The sequence below is a fragment of the Streptomyces mayteni genome (genome assembly GCF_054783955.1).
Window position 1 is genome coordinate 40,176 of record NZ_BAAGPR010000014.1, and the last position, 18,372, is coordinate 58,547.

At 69.1% G+C, this 18,372-nt stretch carries 17 protein-coding genes, 1 other RNA gene and 3 pseudogenes; 11 read left to right on the forward strand and 10 right to left on the reverse strand.

The features are described 5' to 3' along the window. Nucleotides 1-9: 9 nt before the first annotated feature. Complete coding sequence (yaaA, locus tag ACYVPE_RS09340; RefSeq protein ID WP_461032987.1) at nt 10-789, reverse strand: peroxide stress protein YaaA; 780 nt, start codon at nt 787-789, stop codon at nt 10-12. A 47-nt stretch (nt 790-836) separates the two neighbouring features. Between yaaA and rnpB the strand changes: the two genes are divergently transcribed. After that, nucleotides 837-1,242, forward strand: an RNA gene (gene rnpB / locus ACYVPE_RS09345) — RNase P RNA component class A. A gap of 772 nt (nt 1,243-2,014) precedes the next feature. Here the strand turns inward: rnpB and ACYVPE_RS09350 are convergent. Further along, nucleotides 2,015-3,175, reverse strand: a complete 1,161-nt coding sequence (locus tag ACYVPE_RS09350; protein ID WP_461032988.1) for a hypothetical protein — start codon at nt 3,173-3,175, stop codon at nt 2,015-2,017. 3 nt (nt 3,176-3,178) lie between these two features. After that, the gene (locus ACYVPE_RS09355; protein ID WP_461032989.1) at nt 3,179-3,547 is read right to left on the reverse strand and encodes a hypothetical protein; all 369 of its coding nucleotides are present in this window, start codon (nt 3,545-3,547) and stop codon (nt 3,179-3,181) included. A 17-nt stretch (nt 3,548-3,564) separates the two neighbouring features. Between ACYVPE_RS09355 and ACYVPE_RS09360 the strand changes: the two genes are divergently transcribed. From ACYVPE_RS09360 to ACYVPE_RS09375, 4 genes and pseudogenes are all read left to right on the forward strand, one after another. Beyond that, nucleotides 3,565-3,972, forward strand: a complete 408-nt coding sequence (locus tag ACYVPE_RS09360) for a DUF4429 domain-containing protein (protein ID WP_461032990.1) — start codon at nt 3,565-3,567, stop codon at nt 3,970-3,972. A 448-nt stretch (nt 3,973-4,420) separates the two neighbouring features. Then, nucleotides 4,421-4,589: pseudogene (locus tag ACYVPE_RS09365) on the forward strand (NAD-binding protein); the annotation flags it as partial. A gap of 391 nt (nt 4,590-4,980) precedes the next feature. Beyond that, nucleotides 4,981-5,928, forward strand: coding sequence for a formylglycine-generating enzyme family protein (locus tag ACYVPE_RS09370; RefSeq protein ID WP_461033052.1), 948 nt, complete (start codon nt 4,981-4,983; stop codon nt 5,926-5,928). A gap of 41 nt (nt 5,929-5,969) precedes the next feature. Beyond that, nucleotides 5,970-7,874 (forward strand): sulfatase-like hydrolase/transferase, encoded by a 1,905-nt coding sequence (locus ACYVPE_RS09375; RefSeq protein WP_461032991.1) that lies wholly within the window; start codon nt 5,970-5,972, stop codon nt 7,872-7,874. Here ACYVPE_RS09375 and ACYVPE_RS09380 read toward each other — a convergent pair. Next, nucleotides 7,806-8,186 carry an aspartate/glutamate racemase family protein gene (locus ACYVPE_RS09380; RefSeq protein WP_461032992.1) on the reverse strand — a complete coding sequence of 127 codons (381 nt, stop codon included), beginning with the start codon at nt 8,184-8,186 and terminating at the stop codon, nt 7,806-7,808. The two genes, ACYVPE_RS09375 and ACYVPE_RS09380, sit on opposite strands and share 69 nt — an antisense overlap. Before the next feature lie 6 nt (nt 8,187-8,192). Here ACYVPE_RS09380 and ACYVPE_RS09385 point away from each other — a divergent pair, with 6 nt between their 5' ends. Next, the gene (locus ACYVPE_RS09385) at nt 8,193-8,591 is read left to right on the forward strand and encodes a hypothetical protein (protein WP_461032993.1); all 399 of its coding nucleotides are present in this window, start codon (nt 8,193-8,195) and stop codon (nt 8,589-8,591) included. Between the two features lie 22 nt (nt 8,592-8,613). Here ACYVPE_RS09385 and ACYVPE_RS09390 read toward each other — a convergent pair whose 3' ends face one another. Then, nucleotides 8,614-9,978, reverse strand: a complete 1,365-nt coding sequence (locus ACYVPE_RS09390; RefSeq protein WP_461032994.1) for a GH1 family beta-glucosidase — start codon at nt 9,976-9,978, stop codon at nt 8,614-8,616. 187 nt (nt 9,979-10,165) lie between these two features. Here ACYVPE_RS09390 and ACYVPE_RS09395 point away from each other — a divergent pair, with 187 nt between their 5' ends. The 3 genes from ACYVPE_RS09395 (at nt 10,166) to ACYVPE_RS09405 (ending at nt 13,320) form a co-directional block, all read left to right on the forward strand. Further along, nucleotides 10,166-11,497 carry an ABC transporter substrate-binding protein gene (locus ACYVPE_RS09395; RefSeq protein ID WP_461032995.1) on the forward strand — a complete coding sequence of 444 codons (1,332 nt, stop codon included), beginning with the start codon at nt 10,166-10,168 and terminating at the stop codon, nt 11,495-11,497. Between the two features lie 126 nt (nt 11,498-11,623). Next, nucleotides 11,624-12,454, forward strand: coding sequence for a carbohydrate ABC transporter permease (locus ACYVPE_RS09400; RefSeq protein ID WP_461032996.1), 831 nt, complete (start codon nt 11,624-11,626; stop codon nt 12,452-12,454). Beyond that, nucleotides 12,451-13,320, forward strand: a complete 870-nt coding sequence (locus tag ACYVPE_RS09405) for a carbohydrate ABC transporter permease (RefSeq protein ID WP_461032997.1) — start codon at nt 12,451-12,453, stop codon at nt 13,318-13,320. Before ACYVPE_RS09400 ends, ACYVPE_RS09405 begins: the two co-directional genes overlap by 4 nt. Nucleotides 13,321-13,350: 30 nt before the next feature. Here ACYVPE_RS09405 and ACYVPE_RS09410 read toward each other — a convergent pair whose 3' ends face one another. The 4 genes and pseudogenes from ACYVPE_RS09410 to ACYVPE_RS09425 form a co-directional block, all read right to left on the reverse strand. Beyond that, nucleotides 13,351-13,755 carry an MmyB family transcriptional regulator gene (locus tag ACYVPE_RS09410; RefSeq protein ID WP_461032998.1) on the reverse strand — a complete coding sequence of 135 codons (405 nt, stop codon included), beginning with the start codon at nt 13,753-13,755 and terminating at the stop codon, nt 13,351-13,353. Between the two features lie 102 nt (nt 13,756-13,857). Then, nucleotides 13,858-15,015 carry an RNA-guided endonuclease InsQ/TnpB family protein gene (locus ACYVPE_RS09415; RefSeq protein ID WP_461032999.1) on the reverse strand — a complete coding sequence of 386 codons (1,158 nt, stop codon included), beginning with the start codon at nt 15,013-15,015 and terminating at the stop codon, nt 13,858-13,860. 33 nt (nt 15,016-15,048) lie between these two features. Further along, entirely contained in the window at nt 15,049-15,288 is a 240-nt protein-coding gene (locus tag ACYVPE_RS09420; protein ID WP_461033053.1) for an MmyB family transcriptional regulator, read from the reverse strand. 138 nt (nt 15,289-15,426) lie between these two features. Next, a pseudogene (locus ACYVPE_RS09425) lies at nt 15,427-15,825 on the reverse strand (hypothetical protein); the annotation flags it as partial. 160 nt (nt 15,826-15,985) lie between these two features. Between ACYVPE_RS09425 and ACYVPE_RS09430 the strand changes: the two are divergent. Then, nucleotides 15,986-16,216: pseudogene (locus ACYVPE_RS09430) on the forward strand (alcohol dehydrogenase); the annotation flags it as partial. A gap of 43 nt (nt 16,217-16,259) precedes the next feature. Here ACYVPE_RS09430 and ACYVPE_RS09435 read toward each other — a convergent pair. Continuing rightward, nucleotides 16,260-16,901, reverse strand: a complete 642-nt coding sequence (locus ACYVPE_RS09435) for a TetR/AcrR family transcriptional regulator (protein ID WP_461033000.1) — start codon at nt 16,899-16,901, stop codon at nt 16,260-16,262. A 200-nt stretch (nt 16,902-17,101) separates the two neighbouring features. On the opposite strand from ACYVPE_RS09435, the gene ACYVPE_RS09440 reads away from it, so the two are divergent. Continuing rightward, the gene (locus tag ACYVPE_RS09440) at nt 17,102-18,325 is read left to right on the forward strand and encodes a glycoside hydrolase family 1 protein (RefSeq protein ID WP_461033001.1); all 1,224 of its coding nucleotides are present in this window, start codon (nt 17,102-17,104) and stop codon (nt 18,323-18,325) included. Nucleotides 18,326-18,372 lie beyond the last annotated feature (47 nt).

Here is an 18,372-nt window from a genome sequence, read left to right on the forward strand (position 1 = left end):
GCCCGCCGGCTACAACTCGTCGACCACCACGTCGAGACGGCCGGGCCCCTGGGGCTCCACCAGGTAGCCGAGGTCGCGCAGCGCCTCCGCCAGCCGGCGGGGGGCCCGCGGCAGCGCCCCGGCCGTCAACAGGTCGCGCAGCAGCCGACCCTTGGTGGCCTTGTTGAAGTGACTGACTACGGACCGCCGTTCGACGCCGTCCACGATCCGCGACTGCAACACCCGCACCGTCACCGTGCGCGCCGCCAACTCGCCGGTCGGCCGCCACATCGCCGCGTACGCGGACGACCGCAGGTCGAGCACCGGACCGCCGCCCGCCTCGGCGGGCAGCGCCGCCGCCAGCGGCTCGCGCCAGTGCGCGGCGAGCGCCCCGATCCCCGGCAGCCGCACCCCGCCCGAGCAGCGGTAGGCGGGGATCCGGTCGGTGATCCGCACCGCGCCCCACAGCCCCGAGAACACCAGCAGCGAGGCGCGCGCCCGCCGCCTGGCCGCCGCGTCCAACGAGGCCAGGCCGAGCGCGTCGTACAACACCCCCGTGTAGAGCTCACCGGCCGGCCGCGCAGGCGCGCTCCGCAGCGCCGCGTTGCGCCCCACCTCGGCCCGCTGCCGCTCGGTGAGGCCCAGCACCTCGCGCGCCTTCACCTCGTCGCCCGCGCACAGCTCGACCAACTCCGTCAGCACCGCGTCCCGCGCCTCGGCGAGCGCCGGCAACGACAGCGAACCCGGATCCAGCGGCGCCCCCGCGCCGTCCCCGGCCTTGCCCTCGGAGGGCGGCAGCAGCACGAGCATCGGCCCAGCGTACCCGGCGGCGCGGGTAGGATGGCCGGCACGGCGGACGAGCCGGCCGGGCGGTCGCGGCGGGATCCCAACGGATCTCGTCGAGGAACGTCCGGGCTCCACAGGGCAGGGTGGTAGGTAACGCCTACCTGGGGCGACCCACGGGAAAGTGCCACAGAAAGCAAACCGCCTGGGCCGCGCGAGCGGCACCCGGTAAGGGTGAAACGGTGGTGTAAGAGACCACCAGCGCCCAGGGTGACCTGGGCGGCTCGGTAAACCCCACCCGGAGCAAGGTCAAGAGGGAGCACGGCGTGCTCCTGCGCGGACGACCGAGGGCTGCCCGCCCGAGTCCGCGGGTAGACCGCTTGAGGCCGGTGGCGACACCGGCCCCAGATGGATGACCGCCTCCCCGCGGGCCGCGAGGCCCACGGGAGACAGAACCCGGCGTACAGGCCGACTCGTCCGTCGCCCCTGTGTTTCCGCAGGTCAGAGGGGTTCTTTGGGGGCGATTCCGGGCGCCGGGTCGAATCGGGGGCGTTTTTGCGGCCCGCTGAGGCTGGCCTGGCCCTCGGAAGGAGTCCTCGCCTGCGGTCTTCAGCCTTCTGGGCGATGCCTCTCGGGCAGCGCGGCCCCGGCACGAGGTTCGAGACCAGATCCCGGATAGCTGGGACTAGTTGCCGTGCGCTGCGTGGACGTGGTGGCGACGAGCCTGGGGCGGAGGGCGGGAGTGTCGGCGCGCGGTCCCAGCCGGTGCGGACAAAGTGGCGTGTACGCCGTGCGGGAGAAGTTTCGTCTCTTTTTGTCCGCCTGCGGTCCTCCTGAGTGTCTCCGGGATCGGGGTGCTTGGCGATCATTTGCTCGCTGGAGCAGGTGGCTGGGTGAGGTGGGCGCGGTCTTTGTGGACGGGAGTGGTTCGTCGCGTCGTGCGCCCGCATGGCATCGCGTCGACTGTGCGATGTGGTTGAGACCTTGGCGGGTCAGGCGGCAGTCGTGGCGAGTTGCGGAAGGACGGACGTGGGGCCGGTCGCGAGGTAGCCGCGTCCGCGCGCCGAACGGCTCTCTGTCACAGGAGTCGCGGGGGCACGCCCGCTCTGCCGTGGAACCGACAACCCCATGCGGTGGTTCGCGGACGCCTCAGATCTCGTGACGATCGCGGCCCAGCGCGTCTGCGCGGTGCGCTCGATGGCAGCCCATGCGTTGGGTCTGGACCATCGCCGGTCTCCCCGGGTACGACGGTTCAGACCCCTGCCCGGTTGAGGCGTGCGATAAGGCTGGGTTTTCGGGCGTGCGTTTGTCGTAAGGCCGTGCTGCGCCGGATGAAGGAGCCATGATGGCCGTCGCGTTCGGCAAGTGCCTTCAGATCGGTGAGCAGCGCGACGGCGGTGTCGTACTCGCCGGGCTTCCGGGTGGCGATCATCTCGTCTATGCGCGACCACGCGGCGTCCTCGTCACCGGCCAACTCGTTCAACCGACGTTCCCGGGCGAAGGCACGTGCCTTCTCGCGGCGGGCTTCCTCGGCGGCGCGCTCGGCAGCCGCCTGGTGCTCACGGCCGGCCCGCCGTTGGGCTGTGGCGTTGAGGAGCTCTCCCACGGTCCGGCGCGATGGGACGGGGACGCTCGTGGCATGTTCGTCGCGGTATCGATGGAGCATCTCCATCCGCACGGCCACGGCGTCATCCTCGACGACCCTCAGGAGGAGGCGGTTCTTCTCCGCGAGAGGAAGACCAGTCACCCAGGCGGCGAGTTGGCCGGGATCATCAGAGGTCTCGTCGAGCGGCGGGCTTGCCTGTGCCGCGATCGAGAGCAGGCAGTCGTCGAGCCGCAGGAAGTCGGCCAGCGATCGCTGCGCCGCAGTGAGCGTGGCCAGTCCAGGCGGCACGGGCGGCTCAAGGTCGTCGTCCACGTCAAGGTCGAACGCGTCCTCGTCCCGCACCCAGACGCCGTATCCGGCCAGCCAGGCAAGATAGAGCGGTCGGAGATCGCCTGCCGCGAGCTCGGTACGGACCCCGACCACGGCCGACAGCGTCGTCTCAGCCGTCTCGTCCCACTCCCCGGACTCGTCCTCGCTGGTCAGATCGAGCAGGAGGAAATCGCCCGCGGTCCAGGCGACCGCCTGGTCGACCACGCAGTAGTCCTCGGCGACATTGATGTCGAGAAGACGGCGCGGCAGGCGGAACATGACCCGGCGCGTGCCCCAGTTGGTCACATATAGGTGCGCGTCGTAGTACCGCTCCATCATCCGGTTCGGATCGCCCCGGAAGTTGCCCCACTCGTACTCGTTGACGAAGCTGGTGGCGGTGATCCGCGCGCGGGTGGACAGCGAACGCACCTCGTCCCGCTGGCGATCGTTGAGCGGCCGGTCGACGGCGAGGAACTCGTAGTACTGGTACTCGCTCATCGCTCATCTCCGCTGATCGGCGCGGGCGAAGGGCTCCGCCCGAAAAGCTGAGTCATCTCCCATGTGGAAGAAGAAGTGCCCCTTGAGCGTCGTGTCATCGATGAGGACGGCCCAGCCGCGCCCGACGACCTGGTCGCCTTCGTCCTCGCCTTCCCAGCTGAACTCCACGCGGTTCCGGCCGTCGCGTTCGGCAGTCCGGCAGTCCATCCAGCCACGAACGGCGATGAAGCCGAACTGGCCGGTCCCGTCATCGGCGAACTCGATGAAGCCTGGACCGACGAGGTCAATGGCATCGCGGTCCCACACGTCCATCTCGACGATCCGCCACCGACCGATCAGGGGCACCGCAGGGTCCTCCACTCTTGTGGCCATGCGGTGCCACTGTAGCCGTGATCCCCATCACCAGCGTCACCGCAGTGCAGTGGAAGAACGCCAGCTTCATCGCCGGGTTCATCCAGCTCACCATCAGCGGCGGCAGCGACTTCCGCGCACGCTCAGGCAAGAGCCGCCGTGACGCGCTCCTCGACGAGTACTCGGTGACCTTTCAGGCAAAGCGACAGGCCGCCTTCGAGCAGGTCCGCGACGCTATCCAGCAGGCCATCACCGCCCAGCACGCACCACAGCCCACCGCCCACCCCACCCCACCCACTGCCGCTCCCTCGATCGCCGATGAACTCACCAAGCTGGCCGCTCTCCGCGACCAAGGTGTCCTCACCGACCAGGACTTCGAGCCCTGCAAAGAACCGACTGCTTGGCGCGTAGCCACCGTGGCAGTGGTCCCGCGAAGGCGGGGGTGAATCGTGCTCAGTGTTCTGGCACACGGGCCGCCAGGGGCGCCGGCGGCGGGGTGATGTGTTCACTTGGGTAAGGCGACAGGGGCTGATGCGGGTGCACAGGGTAGTCGGCGTGGTTGAGTCGGCCGACCGGTTCCGGCGAGGGAGGGTTCCTGGCTAGAGGTTGTTTTCCATCGTGAATGGCCTCCGGAGGGGGGAAGGGGTTGTCGCTGATGGGGGTGAAACGTCTTGTCTCGATCCGTGGATCAAGAAGATTCAAATCGATGACGAGTTCGATGGGTGATCTGGCTTCTGGCAGGCCCAGGTCCGAGGCGCACCGGGCTTCCGTACGGGGCATGGGCAGGGCGGATGCCAACACGGCTCAGTTGAGGTGGAGATGGCCGGACTCATGGGCAGGAGCAGGAGCAGGTGGCCACCGAGGTCCTGCGGGGCGTCCGGCGACGCTTCGTTCGGCGGCGACACCACCATGGAGGTGGCTACCTTCCTCAGCCGGTTCGCCCGCACGGTCACCATTGTGTGCCATGGGACCCCTGCGCGTTTATGAGGCCATGCAGGAGCGTGCCTTCGCCGACCTCGAGATCGCGTTCCTCTGCGACAGCAAGGTCGCCGATATCCAGGGCGGCTAGGAGGGAGCCCGTGGCCGGCGGCCGCTGGACCAGGGGCAGCGACGCGCGAGATTCTGTCTGCGGGGTCCGCCATGCGAGACACCGCCCTGGGGCCATTGCCCGGGCCAGGCACCCCGCGTACGGTACCGGCGTGGTGCCGAACCAGATCCTCACCGCTCGCCCGCACGTCGACTTCGGACGGCTGGCGAGTGCTCTCTGTCGCCCCGCGCCACGAGGCTGACGCCCGCGCCCGGGGACCACTCGTCGTCCCGGAGCCCCGTCGTCCAGGGCCTCCTGCCGTGCCCTCTTCAGCCGCCACGGCGTCGTGCCTGCCGACGGCACCCCGCCGCGCACCGTGAAGGATCTCGCGATGTCACACACCCCCCCTGCCCACGAGACGCTCCTGATGAGGCACCAGGAGCCGATGTCCCGCTGTGCGCCCGGGCGCGAGCCGGTGACGCTCGCACCTACCGCCGCCACCCTGCGGGCGGTCGCCGACAGTCGTGTCGCCAAGCGGCTCCTGTCCCTGCCCGGTGGCCGCTTCCTGATGGGCGCCGACGATGGGATCGGCCACCCGGGGGACGGCGAAGGCCCGGTCCGCGAGGTCGGCTTGAGCCCGTTCCGGATCGCGCCGACCACCGTCACCAACGCGCAGTTCGCGACCTTCGTGAAGGCCACCGGGTACGTCACCGACGCTGAGCGTTTCGGGTTCTCCTATGTCTTCGAGGGCTTCCTGCCCCGGGAGGTGCGCGCCGCGTCCCCGCGGGTGCCGGGAACTCCCTGGTGGCGGGGCGTTCAGCGGGCCACCTGGCGGTACCCGGAGGGTCCTGGTTCCTCGATCGACTCGTGCCAGAACCACCCCGTCGTGCACGTCTCCTGGAACGACGCGGTCGCCTTCTGCGCCTGGTCGGGGACCAGGTTGCCGACGGAGGCCGAGTGGGAGTACGCGGCCCGCGGCGGCCTGGAGCGGAAGCGCTATCCGTGGGGCGACGAACTCGCCCCGGACGGCCGGCATCTGTGCAACATCTGGCGCGGCACCTTCCCCACCGTCAACACCGCCGAGGACGGCCACCGTTCCACGGCGCCCGTGAAAGCGTTCCGCCCGAACGGCTTCGGCCTCTACAACACGGTGGGCAACGTGTGGGAGTGGACGGCGGACTGGTTCAGCCGCGACTTCCACCTCACCGGCCCACGCGCGGATCCCACAGGCCCGCCGGAGGGGCTGGCCCGTGCCATGCGGGGCGGCTCGTACCTGTGCCACGACTCCTACTGCAAGCGCTACCGGGTCGCGGCCCGGTCCTCCAACACCCCCGACAGCTCCGCGGGCAACATCGGCTTCCGCGTCGCCGCGTGAGCCTGGACGCTGCGTGAGCCTGAACGAGAGGTTCCGATCCCGTGAACACGCATCCGTCCCGCAGAAGTCTTCTCACCGCCTCCGCCGCGGGTGCCGTCGCCGTCGGCATGGGCGTCGCCCCGGCCGCGCGGGCGACCGACGCCGAGCGGCCCAACATCCTGTGGCTGGTCAGCGAGGACAACAACCCCTTCCTCGGCGCGTACGGCGACGAACAGGCCGTCACCCCGACCATCGACGCGCTCGCGGCGGAGGGCGTCCGCTACGAGAACTCCTTCTCCACCTACCCGGTGTGCGCGCCCACCCGCTTCTCCCTCATCACCGGCATGTCCCCCGCGACCTTCGGCCCGGCCCACCACATGCGCGCCTCGGGCCGGCTCCCCGACTGGCTGACGGGCTTCCCGACCCACCTCAGGGAGGCCGGCTACTACACGTCGAACAACAACAAGACCGACTACAACGCCGAGTTCGACCTCGCCGAACTGTGGGACGCGAACGGCCCCACCGCCTCCTGGACCGGGCGCGCCCCCGGCCAGCCGTTCTTCTCCGTCGTCAACCTGATGGTCACGCACGAGTCGTCGCTGTGGACCACCGAGCCGAGCGGCGTGCACGACCCGGCCGACGTCACCGTGCCCGCCTACCTCCCGGACACGGCGAACATCCGCGCCGACCGCGCCCACTACTTCGACAACATCACCCGGCTCGACGGCCAACTCGCCTCACTGCTGGCCACCCTGGAATCCTCAGGACTCGCCGAGGACACCATCGTCTTCCACTACTCGGACAACGGCGGCGTCCTCCCACGCTCCAAGCGGTACGCCTACGACAGCGGCCTTCGCACCGCTCTCGTCGTGAGGTTCCCGGAACGCTGGCGGCATCTGGCGCCGGCCCCGCCCGGCTCTGTGGTCGACTCCCCGGTCACCTCGCTCGACTACGCGCCAACCGTCCTCGACCTGGCCGGAGTCGACGTGCCCGCGTACCTGGAGGGCACCTCGCTCCTGAAGGCCCACCGCCGTCCCCGGTACGCCTTCGGCTCCCGCGACCGGATGGACGATCGCTACGACTTCGTCCGCACCGTCCGGGACACCCGCTACCGGTACGTCCGCAACTACGCCCCGCACCGCATCCCCAACCAGCACGTCGCCTACATGTTCCAGCAGCCCGGCTACCTGGACTGGGAACGGGCACACCTGGCCGGCACGCTGACAGAGGTCCAGGAACGCTGGTGGGGCGAGAAACCCGCCGAGGAACTGTACGACCTGCACACCGACCCCGACGAGGTGCGCGACCTCGCCGACGACCCGCGGTACGCGGCCGTGCGCGAGCGGCTGTCCCGGGCGTTGGACGAGCACCTCCTGGCGATCCACGACAACGGATTCATCCCGGAGGGCTCGGCGGCCGAGGGGCACGCCGCCTCCCGGGTCCCCGGCTCCTTCCCGATCCGCCGCGTCAAGCGGCTCGCCGATCTCGCCATCCGCCGCGAGAAGGCACACATCGCCACCTTCCTGCACGCCCTCACCGAGGCCAACGAGGTGATCAGGTACTGGGGCGTCCAGGGCCTGCTCATGCTCCACACCCCCGCCGCCCGCGACCTGAGACGCAGGCACGTCCCCGAAGCGCTGGAACGGACCCTCGCCGACCCCGACGAGACCCCGCGCGTGAAGATCCCGGCAGCGGAACTCCTCGCCCGCCTCGACCACCCGGACAACGCGATCCGCTACCTGTCGGACACCCTCACCACGAGCACCGACGCCCGCACGCGACTCCAGGCCGTGAACGCGCTCACGTACCTCCCGGCCGAGTACGCGAAGGACGCGCTGGGCGCTCTCGACATCGCGATCACCGCGGACGACGAGTACGTTCCCAGGGCGGCGAGATACCTACGCCTCGTCCTGCGCGGCGAGTACGCGCCGACCCCCGAAATCCAACAGGAGATCATCACCGGCTAGGTATCGGTCCCGGACGACTACCGGTGCCGGCTCACGGCTCGCCTCGGCGGACGGCACGGCGAGCGGGGGAAGCGCCCGTCGTGGACGAGCTCTTGTCCGTCCAGTCGCACGTCGTGTGCGACGCCGACGTAGCAGAGCCGGGTCGATGAGGGGGACCCGCAGTGCGTTCGCGGGGAGACCGAGCGGAATCTCGGTGCAGCCGGCGATCACGGCCTGTGCGCCCTGTTCGATGAGGCGCTGTGCGGCCCGGGAGAGGAGTGCGGTCGTCCTGCCGTCGAGGGCGCCGGACTTCACCGCTCGGATCGCGGTCATGACCTCGTGGTCCTGGCTGGCGCCGTCGGGCAGGACGAGCCCGATCCGCACCGCCCCATCGACGGGCGCAGCATTCTGCCGGCCCTCACGACCGGCCGGCGGGTGGACCGCGGCGACATCTTCTCCTACGACGACCAGCGAACGCCGTTGGTGGGCAACTGCAACGCCGTGCGCCGCGGCGACTGGAAGCTGCATGTGCGCCGGGCACCGGGGCCCTGCTTCACGGGCCGCGCGTTCTCACCCACGGAGGAGCTTCCGCAGTTGTTCGATCTCGCCCTCGACCCGGGGGAGAACTACGACCTCTCCCAGCGCCACCCCGAACTCGTCGAGGGGCTCAGCGCCCGCATCGCCGAGTTCGACGCCGCCCTGCGAGCGGACCTCGCCGAGCGCTACGGCACCTCGTGACCCACCGCGCCGAGATCGTGCCCTACGGCGCCCCCGTCGGCGTCCGTCGGGCGATGACGTCGCGGTACCAGTCGAACGAGGCCTTGGGCGTGCGGGCGAGGGTGTTGGGGTCGACGTGTACGAGGCCGAAGCGTTTGCTGAAGCCGGCGGTCCATTCGTAGTTGTCGAGGAGTGACCAGAGGTAGTAGCCGCGTACGTCGGCGCCTTCGGCGATGGCCTTGGCGATCCATTCGAGGAAGCCGTGGACGTAGCGGATGCGTTCGGGGTCGTGGAGGGGGTCGGCGTCTTCGGCGTCGGTCATGCCGTTCTCGGTGATGTAGACCGGCCCGCGCCAGCCGTACTCGTCGTGCACCATGCGGATCGCGTCGTAGACGGCCTTGGGGTAGAACTCCGTGCCGTTGTCGAGGAAGTTGCCGCCGGGGTGGTGCTCGCTGGTCTCCCACCAGGGGACGTTGTCGTCCTTGGCGCTGACGACGACGCGGGAGTAGACGTTGAGGCCGAGGAAGTCGACGGGGGAGGCGATGAGTTCGAGGTCTCCGGCACGGATCTCGGGCATGGTGCCGTCGCGCGTGAGTCGTTCGGTGTTGCGCTGGCTGTGGCGGCCGGTGAGGAGGGGGTCGAGGAAGAAGCGGAAGGAGTCGTCCTCGTCGCGTGCGGCGATGGCGGCGTCGGCGGGGTCGGCGGTCGCGGGATGCCGCTTCCAGATGTCGACGACGATGCCGATCTCGGCGCCCGGATCGGCCTGGGCGCGGAAGGCGCGCACGGCCTCGCCGTGGGCGAGGAGCGCGTGGTGCATCGCCTGCTTGCCGAGTCGGGGGTCCTGGTGTCCGGGGGCGAAAAGCCCCATGCCGTAGCCGACCCAGATGGCGATCGGTTCGTTGAGTGTCGCCCAGCGTGGCACCAGGCCGGCGAACTCCTGGAACACCAGCGCGGCGTAGTCGCGGAACCAGAGGGCGACGTCCCGGTTGGCCCAACCGCCGCGGTCCTCCAACGCCTGCGGCAGGTCCCAGTGGTAGAGGGTGACGTTGGGGCTGATGCCGGCTTCGAGGAGGTCGTCGACGAGCCGGTGGTAGAAGTCGAGGCCGGCGCGGTTGACCTGCCCGGTGCCGGTCGGGAGGATCCGCGGCCAGCTGAGGGAGAAGCGGTAGGAGTCGACGCCGAGGTCGCGCATCAGCGCGATGTCCTCCCGGTGCCGGTGGTAGTGGTCGACGGCGATGTCGCCGGGGATGTCGCGGTGCACCCTGCCGGGGGTGTGTCCGAAGGTGTCCCAGATCGAGGGGCCCTTCCCGTCCTCGTTCCACGCGCCCTCGATCTGGAAGGCGCTGGTGGCCGTGCCGAAGACGAACCCCTCGGGGAACGACGCGGCCGGCGGTGTCACGTTCGTCATGGCGCTCTCTCCTTGGTCCGGTGACGAGCACCGCGGGGGCTTGGAGCTGGCGGAGATGTCCCGATGCACCCTGGACGTCGAGACCCTTGCCTGTCAATGACTGGTTTTGTAGGCTCGCCGCCCATCGCATCCGGCGATCGCGGTCTCGATGTCGATCCCGCTGTTCAGAAAGCCGAGGGAGTCCTCTATGAAGCGATCAGTGTCGATCGGCGTGGGCATCGCCGTCCTGGCCGTCCTACCCGCGTGCAGCACCCCCGGAGGAGGCGGCTCCGGTGGCGGCGTCCCGGCGGACGGCACGGCCGAGGTCCAGGCCGAGCAGCTCACCGTGTGGGTCAACCCGTCCGATCCCGACGCGGTCATGAACGTCTACGAACGCTTCACGGCGGAGACGGGCGTCGAGTTCGAGATCGTCGAGATGCCCTCGGACCAGTTCGAGTCCGGTGTCCAGACCCGATGGGCCTCCGGCGAACGACCCGACCTCCTCGAATACCACGCGACGTCCGGATTCTGGCAGCTGAACCCCGAGCAGAACCTCTACGACCTCTCCGCCATGCCCTATGTCGAACGAGAGCGGGAGATCCTCCGGAGCGCTGGCACCTTCAACGGGAAGGTGTACGCCGCGATCACCGACTCGCCCTCGCTCTTCGGCCTGTTCTACAACCGGGAGGTGTTCGCCCAGTACGGGCTCGACATCCCCGAGACCTATGACGACCTGGCCGCCATCTGCGACACCCTGCGGGCGGAGGCGCCGGACATCGCGCCGATCTTCGAGAGTGGCGGGTCGACCTGGCCGACCCAGATCCTGGGCGGGCTCATGTACATGGGGTCCGCGCAACAGTCCGAGGACTGGGCGCAGCGGGTGCTCGACCGGGAGACGACCTTCGACGCCGAGGGGAGCCCGTTCATCGCCGGCCTTGAGGCGTACCGGGACCTTCAGGAGTCCGGTTGCTTCAACTCCGACGCGACGACCGCCAAGTTCGAGGACTCGATCGCGGCGGTCAGCGCGGGGGAGGCCGCGATGGTGGCCCTTCCGTCAGGTCTGCTGGACATGTTCACCGAACAGCTCGGCGGCGACGACGCGCTCACGGCGGAGACGATCGGCTTCGCCTATCCCGCCGCGGAGGGCGCCGTCTCGGCCTGGGCGCCCAACGTGGCCGGCACCTGGTACGTCCCGAGGACCGGCGACGCGGAGCGCGAGAGCACGGCGCTCGCGTTCATCCAGTGGGCCACCGACGAGGGATATCAGGACTTCGTTGACGAGTCGGGCACGTTCCCGGTGCTGGAAGGCGCCGAGCCGCCCGCCGGCGGGTACACGGGGGTGCGCGAGGAGCTGCGGGCGGCCTATGAGGACAGCACGGCGTTGGCGTTCAACAGCAACCTCTCCGGCTTCAACTCGGAGTTCGCGAACTACATGACCGGCCTGCTCAGCGGCAGCGAAACCCCGGAGTCGGCCGCGAGCCGCTCGCAGACGGTGTTCGAGCAGGCCGCGCGGGCCGCAGGCCTGCCCGGCTGGGAATAGGCGGTCGCGGCCATGCCGAACACCACGGATACCGAAACCGCGAGGCGCGGGACTCGGAGCCGCGCCGAGCGGCACTCGGCGAAGCCGGTCCGGCGGAGTACGCAGGCGCGCTGGTGGCCGTTCGTCGTGCCGACGCTCGTCCTGACGGTGGCCTTCTTCCTGCTTCCTTTCCTCCTCAACGTCTATTTCGCGTTCACCCAGTGGACCGGGTTCTCCTCGAGGATCTCCGTCAACGGCGTCGACAACTTCGTGAACCTCATCGACTCCGGGGTCCTGCCGATCGCGATCCGCGTCACCGTCACCTACGCGGTCATCGCGATGCTCATGCAGAACGTCATCAGCCTCGGGCTCGCCCTGCTCATGCAGCGCTCGAACCGGGTCAACTCCCTCTTCCGGGCCCTCTACTTCCTCCCGGTGCTGATCTCCCCGCTCGCGGCGGGCTACATCTGGAGCGCCATCCTCGAGCCCCGGGGCCCGCTGAACCAGGCGATCGGGCTCCTGGCGCCGGACTTCGACCACGCCTGGCTGGGCGACGGGACGTCCGCGCTCGTCGCCGTCGCGTTCATCGACGTCTGGAAGTGGAGCGGCATCGTGACCCTGGTGTACATCGCGGGGCTCAACGCCATACCGCGGTCGCTCGTCGAGGCGGCGAAGATCGACGGCGCGAACGCGTGGCGGGCCTTCTGGTCCGTGAAGTTCCCGCTGCTCGCGCCGGCGTTCACGTTCAGCGTCGTCGTGAGCTTCCTCGGCGCGCTCAACGCGTTCGACATCGTCCAGGCGACGACCCGTGGCGGGCCGGGAGACGCGACGTCGGTCCTCAACATCGCCATGTACCGGCAGTACAACGGCGGGTTCTTCGGCATGGCCAGTTCGATCAGCCTCACCGTCACGATCCTGGTGGTCGTGCTGGGCGTGCCACTGATCGCGTTCCTGCGTCGACGGGAGGTGGAAGCATGACCGCACACGGAACGATCGCTCGACGGCGCCGGCCGCCGATGCGGCGCTCGGAACTGCTGCGCGTCGTGGTCCTTGGGGCCGTCGCGCTGCCCTGGGTGCTGGTCCCGATGTGGCTGCTTCTGGTCAACTCGGTGAAGCCCTACAGCGAAGCGAGCAGGCTCGACCTCGATCTGCCGAGGGAATGGCGGTGGGACAACTTCGCTGTCGTCTTCGAGGAGGGCAACTACCCCACGGCGCTGCTCAACAGCCTCGCGATCGCGGTGCCGACCCTCGCATGCGTGCTGCTGTTCGGGTCGATGGCCGCCTGGGCCTTCGCACGGTCACAGCGTGTCTCGATGAAGGTCGCCTACAACCTCTGCGTGCTCTCGGTTCTTCTGCCGGCGGCGGTCCTGCCCACCATCTACGAGCTTCAGGTACTGGGGATCGACGGGACCCGGCTCGGCTACTTCCTCGTCATGGTGGGAACCCGGCTGGGGGTCGTGGTCTTTCTCGCCACCGGGTTCGTGCGGACGATGCCCATGGAGATCGAGGAAGCGGCGGCGATCGACGGGGCCTCGAAACCGCAGATCTTCCGGCTCCTGATCATCCCGTCGCTGCTGCCCGTCCTCCTGGTCGGCGGCGTCATCCTGATCATCACGATCTGGAACGAGTTCCTCTTCGCGCTGTTCCTGCTGCGAGGTGAGGAGAGCGCGACGCTTCCGCTGGGTCTCTTCCGGTTCGCCTCGGCCTCGTCGGAGGTCGTCGCTTTCCGCTGGGACCTCGTCTTCGCTCACGTCGTCCTGACGAGTCTCCCCATCGTGCTCGTCTACCTGTTCGTGCAACGACGCCTTGTCCAGGGGCTGTCCGAGGGGGCGATCAAGGGCTGAGGAGAGCGCCCGGTGGCGTTCGGCACCGGGCTACTCCACCGAGCGGGGGACGCGAGCGGTGTCGGACTCCTGGCTGGCGGCCCAGCTCGCCAGGAGCCTGAACTTCTCCGCAGTGGGGTCGCCCTCTTCCGCGCTGTAGGTCGTGATGGACAGGCCGGGCTCACCGGGCAGCTCCAGGACGTCGTAGGAGACGTGGAGGTCGCCGACCTCCGGATGCCGGTAGGTCTTCTGCCCGGTGCGGTGTTCGTGCACGTCCTGCTCGGCCCAGTCCCGGCGGAACTGCGGGCTGCGGGTCGACAGCTCACCGATGAGCGCCGTCAGGTCTGCGCTCAGGGGATCGCGACCGGCCTCGAACCGCAGCATCGCGGCGGTCAGGCTGCAGGCGAGCGGCCAGTCGGCGTAGAAGTCCCGCGCCCGGGAGTCGAGGAACGTCAACTTCTCGGCCCAAAAGGACCGAGCTTGTTGGCTCGGTCGGAAGGGCGTTGATTGCAAGTGGAGCGTGACTGGCTGCCGCGTGGTCCCCTGCGTCCGGTACGACTAGGCCGTACTGGGGCGATTGACCGCGCCCCGCTGCCACACAGCTTCGCCTCGGTGGGCGATGTTGCGGGAGCCGTTGCGGTCCGCGTGCAGTACGACTCCGCAGGAGCGGCACGCGAACCGTGCTTGGTCCACTCGGTTCGAGCGGTGGGTGTGCCAGCACTTCGAGCACTGGCGGGAGGTGTTACGGGGGTCCACGTGGACGACCGGGACACCTGCCCGCCGTGCTTTGTACTCGACGAACGCGCCGAGTTGGGCGAAGGCCCACGAGTGCAGTCGTGCCCGCTGGTCTTTCCTGGCCGTGACCCTCTGCCGGATCCCCGAAAGGTCTTCCAGGGCGATCCCGCGCGAGGTGCGTTCAGCGGTGGCTACGAGCTTCTTGGCGATGACGTGGTTGGTGTTGGTGGCGTGCCGCGCCTCGCGACGGCGCACGCGCTTGAGCGCGCGCTTCGCGCTTTTGGTGCGTTTCTTCTGCAGCTTGGCGCGAAGGTCGCGGTGCCGCTGCCGGTAACGGTTCAGGCGGCGCCCGGCCATGATCTCGCCGTCGCTGGTGGTAGCGACGTTGACGATCCCGAGGTCCACGCCGAGGAACCCGCCCGGCTCATAGGGCTCGGGCTCGGGGATGTCGATGGTGGCGACGAGGAAGAACACGCCGTCCCGCAGCACCAGATCGGATTCTCCCTTGCGGGAGGCCAGCAGCTTCATCGCCTCGTCGGAGCAGACGAACGGGATGCCCTTGATACGCCCGGCCACGGTCCAGATCGACACCGTACGGGTGTCCAGGTTCCACGTCAGGATGCGGTCGTCGAAGGGCTGGGCGGCGTCGGCACGGAAGACGATCGGCTTCGACTGGGCCCGGTGGCGGCGCTTGGATCCTTTGGGGCCGAGATTCCCGGCCTTGATGTTCGCCGTCAGTGTGGCGTAGGCGTCGCACACCTTCTTCACCACCCGCACAGCGGGCTGGGCCCCCAGGTCGTAGTCGGCCTTGAGCGCGAAGTACACATCCTTCTGCAACAGGTTCCGCCGCTTCAGGTCCTTGGCGAACGCCACCTCAGACGCCCGGTTCGCGGCCCGGTTGCAGGCACGCAGAGTCGCGGTCAGGGCATCCGCGTCATACGCGGACTCCGGCACCAACTTCACCTGCGCGACGATCTTCACGCAGATCACGCTAATACGACCGAGGATCAGAGGTCAACTTGCCGTCCAGGCATAACGAAGAGCACTCCGCCGCTGCGCGGCTCCGCTCCAATGAGCCAATTCCTCCCAGGGCTGAAGCCCTGGGCTTCCTTGGCAGATCCAGGTGAAGCGGGCGAGGTTGGGTGGCTCGCAGTCGTGGAGCGGCGCGAACATGGCCCTGCCCAGCAGGTTCGCGGCGATGACGTCCTGGCGGGTGTTGTAGACGAGCGCGGGCACGGTCATGCTGTCGAGCACACGCCGTACCGATCCCCGTAGGCGGGTCCGCACCGGTTGCGGTTGCCGGGGCGTCGAGGTGCCGCGGGCGAGGAAGAACAGGTGCTCCCGCTCGATATCGTCGAGTTGCAGCGCGCGGGCGATCGCGTTGAGTACGCTGTCGGACGCGTTGCGTAGTTTCGCCCTGCCGCGCTTGAGCTTGGTGTAGTAGTCGGGGCTGACATCGGCCAGCCCCGCGACCTCCTCGCGACGCAGCCCGGCACCCGCCGCTCCGTGTCTCCGGTGCGCAGCCCCGCCTGCTCCGGCGTGATACTGGCACGCCGGGCGATCAGGAATTCGCGAATGTGGTCTTTCCCGCTCATATCTCCTCCAGGGTAGATCGTGTGGTCTTCGTCGGGGCGGGGCTTTCGGCCCGGGAACCGTGGCCGCGATCCCGGCGCTCCTGGAGCACCAGAGTGAGTACGGGGACCAGGGTCCAAGCGGCGAATACCGCTCCGGTGAGAGGCGGGCCCTCGAAACCGAGAGACGATTCGATCGAGGGCGATCCCCGCGACCCATGAGCCGGTGGCGATGCCGAGGTTGAAGAACGAGTTACTGAGCGCGGCGGCGAGGGTCGGCGCCCTCTCCGCGAAGCGGACGGCCAGGGCAATGACCGCGGGATTGACGGCGAATCCCGCCATGCCAGCGAGTGTGATGAGCGCGACAGCGGCTATGGACCGAGCCGATCTCGGTCGACGCCATGTCGCTCATCGCGTCCCGGCGCGGCATCGCCGGTTCCGCCAACGGCGGTATCCCCGAGACACAGGAGATGCTCGACTTCTGCGCCGAGCACGGCATCCTGCCCGAGACGGAGCTGATCGCGGCATCGCAGATCAACGACGCTTACGAGCGTGTCCTGTCCTCGGACGTGCGGTACCGGTTCGTGATCGACGCGAAGACCTTCGCCTGAGATCCACACCGAGAGCAGAGCCCCGGGAGGCGGTTCGTCCGGATCAGCCGGACGCCGGTCCGGTCTGCCGCCGGCCGGGGCCCGCGGCAACGGGCCCCGGCCGTGCGCCACGCAGGAGGGCGGTCAACTGCTCGAACATGGCCCCCATGTCCACCTGCTCCGGAGCGAGCAGCCACTGCAACTGGAGCCCGTCGGCGGCGGCCATGACCAGGCTGGCCGCGGCCTCTGGATCCAGCGTGTCCGAGAACTCGCCCGCTGCCTGCTTGCGGCGGATGTCCGCCGCGATGTTCGCGCGGAGCATCTCGTAGCGGTTGACGAAGAACTGTCGTGCCGCGCTCGCCGCGTCCGTGCTCTCGGCCGACATCGCGACATACAGCCGTACCAGGCCCGGTTCCACGGCGTTGTGCTTGATGATCTCGATCAGACCCTCGATGGTGACATCGCGTTCGACCGTCTGGTCGTAGAAGCGGGTGTTGCGTTCGTCGCGACGACGCAGCACCTCGACGAAGAGCTCCTCCTTGGTGCGGAAGTAATGGAGGAGGCCGGCCTGGCTCAGGCCGGCGAGACGAGCGACCTCGCGGAAGGAGGTGCGGTCGTAACCCTTCCGGCTGAACAGCTCGAGCGCGACGTCGACGATCTCGGCGCGTTTGGCTTCGCCCTTCGCGTACGGTCTGCGAGCTGCCATGCGGGACATGCTAGCTCCAGGGTTGATGGGGTGATCGTGGAGAGATCGCATGCTGGGGTCACACATGGCATGCCGAGGACTCCTCGAACGGCGGCACCATAGGCTATCGTAAAACCAGTCATTGACTGCCATTGGCTGGTCGAGGTGCCGCGACGTGCCCGTCCAGGGCGTCGAGTCCGGAACGCCGACGAAGGAGGACCGTGAATCCCCTCTTCCCTCCCGACTTCCTCTGGGGAGCCGCGACGTCGGCGCACCAGGTGGAGGGCGGCAACGTCAACTCGGACTGGTGGCGCTTCGAGCATGAGCCGGCCTCCGGGATACACGTCTCGTCCGGCGACGGCATCGACCATCTGCACCGGTACCGCGAGGACTTCGACCTGCTGGCGTCGCTCGGGCACACCGCGCACCGGCTCTCGGTGGAGTGGGCGCGCATCGAGCCGGCGCCCGGTGAGTTCAGCGCCGCGGCGCTGGCCCACTACCGCCGCGTGCTCGAGGCGCTGCGCGAGCGCGGCCTCCGGTCGTTCGTGACACTGCACCACTTCACGCTCCCGGCCTGGTTCGCGGACCAGGGAGGGTGGCTCGGCCCTGAGGCACTCGTCGTGTTCGAGCGGTACTGCGCACGCGTCCTGGCGGCGCTCGGCGATCTGGTCGATTTCGTCTGCACGATCAACGAACCGCAGATGGTCGCGCTGCACGGCTACCTGGAGGGCTACCACCCGCCAGGTATCGCGCACGCCGTCCACTGGAAGCGGGTCGGGCGCGTGCTGCTGGAAGCGCACCATCGCGCTGTCGCCGCCACGCGGGCGCACACCGACGCCGCGCCCGGTCTCGTCGTCCAACTGCCGGTCCTGGCGCCCGCTCGCGACGACGCGGTGACCCGGCGGTACCGCGACGAGCTGCGAGCGGAGATCGTCGACCTCTACCTCGACGGCCTTCGGCCGGGCGACGGCGGGGACTGGCTCGGGGTGCAGTACTACCGCAAGAACTGGGTCGACCCCGCGTCACCGACCATCTTCGTGCCGCCGCCGCACGGCTTCGCGACCAGCCAGATGGGCTGGGCCGTCTACCCGGACGGTCTGCACGAGGTCCTGGGCCGAGCCGCCAAGACCGGACTGCCGCTCTACGTCACGGAGAACGGCATCGCGACGGAGGACGACGCGGAACGGATCGACTACCTGGAGAGCCACCTGAGCGCGGTGCTGCGCGCCATCCGCGACGGGATCGACGTCCGCGGATACCTGCACTGGTCCGCCTTCGACAACTTCGAGTGGGCCGAGGGCTACCGGCCCAAGTTCGGCCTCATCGCCGTGGACCACGCGGCGGGCTTCCGCCGCGAGCCCAAAGCGAGCGCCTACGCGTTCCAGCGCGTCGCCGAGAGCGGCGACCTCTCCCTGCTGCGCGAGGCCGGGGCCGCGGTCTCATGAGTCCTGCGCGCCTCCCCTGTGCGTTCGGTACGAGGGTGCCTCCCCTT